The following is a 1967-nucleotide window of genomic DNA, read 5'->3' on the forward strand; positions in this document are numbered from 1 at the left end:
GGATAATCTTTTTCAGATTCAATTAGTAATTGAACCGATCTTTCTCTAATTTCGGGGGTATAGTTTGGTTTTTTCATCGGAATAGTCTCTCAGAATATTGAGTCTCCGACAAACCCGGTACGGTTCAAATGCACTGAATCAGTGGGTCGATATAAACCTCATACACCATTCAGAGCAACTTAGCTCTACTGAAGAACTACTTCAGTTTACGAATGATAACAACCATCTACACGAATTTGATGAAAACTATTTTAAAACGCTTTTCTCAGAAGATAATCATGAAAAGTTACACCTTTTTGATGATCAAGGTACGTTAGCTGTAATTGATATTACACACAACATTGCATGGCCTAATCTAGATCGTCTCGAATTTAAAACAGACTTAAGCTTTAAGTACGATTTTGCATCAATTATTGATCTCACTAAGGTCTCAAGAAAACATCCAGTGATATTACAAGACTGGCTCTGGAATTTATTCTGGAATTCACCTGCATTTGCTTCAATTTCACCTACAGATGGTCACTTTAAGATTTTTTCTTGGCCAAAGCCAATGGACAATACACAACGAAAACTCATCTTTCAAATGTCCGCTTGCTTTATTCAAGGTGCAAAAATGTCAAAAATTTCAGAGCAATATGACATCCCTCTCCCACTTGTACAAAAATTTATTGCAGCAAATATTGCTACTCAAAATATAAAAAAAATAAATCTTTGGGATAAACATTACAACCCACCATCAGAAATAATTGAAAAAACAGAAGAACAAAGTTTTGTAAAAAATTTTTTAGGTAAATTACGCCGTAAATTTGGTTTTTAAATAGGAGCAAATACATGATTCTTCAGCAATATAAAATTGTATTTGCTGGCTCAATGGGGGCTGGTAAAACTGAAGCAATCCGTTCACTTTCAGACATCCCTGTTTTATCAACCGAGGCATTAAATACTGATCAAGAACGGCATTCAAAACTTGAGACAACTGTAGGCATTGACTATGGTGAAGTTACACTTGAGGATGATCTTAAAATTGGGCTATATGGTACACCTGGACAAAGTCGTTTTGATTTTATTTGGCCAGTGATTTGTCAAGGAGCCATTGGTGCCATAATTTTAATTGATCACAACATAGAAAATCCCTTAACAGAAATTGAAAGTTACTTAGAAACATTCCAAAACTATACCGATAATATCGCTATTGGAATTACGCATACAGATGAAATAAAAACCAATCAAGACACATCAATTTATAAAGATTGGCTGATCCAACAAGATTTATATTCGCCCTTATTTTTTATTGACTCACGTAAAAAAGAAGATGTGTTGTTATTGTTAGAAGCCCTTATAACATCAGTAGAAGTTAATCATAACATTAGCGCTTAAGGATCCTTTATGTTCAATGTTCAAAAACGTTCAGCCCCTAAAGAACTTGTACAATATGCACATGAACAAATTAGCATGATTATAAATAATGCTCGAGGCGTGCATTTTGTGATGCTCTGCTCAACAGATGGCTTTGAACTTACTAGCGTCCATAAACGTGGGCAATATAACAATAGTAAACTTGCTGCTGTAAGTAGCTCAATTCTTGCCATGGTTACTGCATTTACTAAAGAAATTCAACTCACTGGTTGTCAAAGTATTACTTTGGATGCTGAAAATGGTAAAGCAATTTTAACAGCTGTATCAGCGCAACATCATCCAATGATTATTATTGCATTAACAGACAAAGACATTTTATTAGGACAAGTACTTTACATGCTTAAGTGTGCTACAAATGCAATTATTACTGAAGACTCAGCAATAGCTATTAACTAACTTTCAATTTAGCATTTCTATTTTTATCGCATAAAAAAATCCCCCTATCTCATAAGAGTTAGGGGGATTTTGAATAATGAGCTGGCGATGACTTACTCTCACATGGGTAACCCCACACTACCATCAGCGCTAAGAGGTTTCACTTCTGAGTTCGG

General features: G+C 34.8%; 3 protein-coding genes. All 3 read left to right on the forward strand.

Translation table 11 applies throughout. The features are described from left to right. Positions 1–97: 97 nt before the first annotated feature. The 3 genes from FTV09_RS17565 to FTV09_RS17575 are packed head-to-tail and all read left to right on the forward strand — an operon-like array spanning position 98 to position 1812. Positions 98–817, forward strand: coding sequence for a hypothetical protein (locus FTV09_RS17565; RefSeq protein ID WP_180058997.1), 720 nt, complete (start codon positions 98–100; stop codon positions 815–817). A 14-nt stretch (positions 818–831) separates the two neighbouring features. Beyond that, on the forward strand, positions 832–1377 hold the full coding sequence (locus FTV09_RS17570) for an ATP/GTP-binding protein (protein WP_180058998.1): 546 nt from the start codon (positions 832–834) through the stop codon (positions 1375–1377). A 9-nt stretch (positions 1378–1386) separates the two neighbouring features. Continuing rightward, positions 1387–1812 carry a roadblock/LC7 domain-containing protein gene (locus tag FTV09_RS17575; protein ID WP_067763403.1) on the forward strand — a complete coding sequence of 142 codons (426 nt, stop codon included), beginning with the start codon at positions 1387–1389 and terminating at the stop codon, positions 1810–1812. Positions 1813–1967: the final 155 nt, after the last annotated feature.

This window comes from Acinetobacter sp. YH12227, assembly GCF_013417785.1.
Taxonomy (GTDB): domain Bacteria; phylum Pseudomonadota; class Gammaproteobacteria; order Pseudomonadales; family Moraxellaceae; genus Acinetobacter; species Acinetobacter gandensis.

What these genes read in the sequence shown, in the direction of transcription:
- FTV09_RS17570 (WP_180058998.1), top strand. Translation starts at nt 832, where the DNA reads ATGATTCTTCAGCAATATAAAATTGTATTTGCTGGCTCAATGGGGGCT.
- FTV09_RS17575 (WP_067763403.1), top strand. Translation starts at nt 1,387, where the DNA reads ATGTTCAATGTTCAAAAACGTTCAGCCCCTAAAGAACTTGTACAATAT.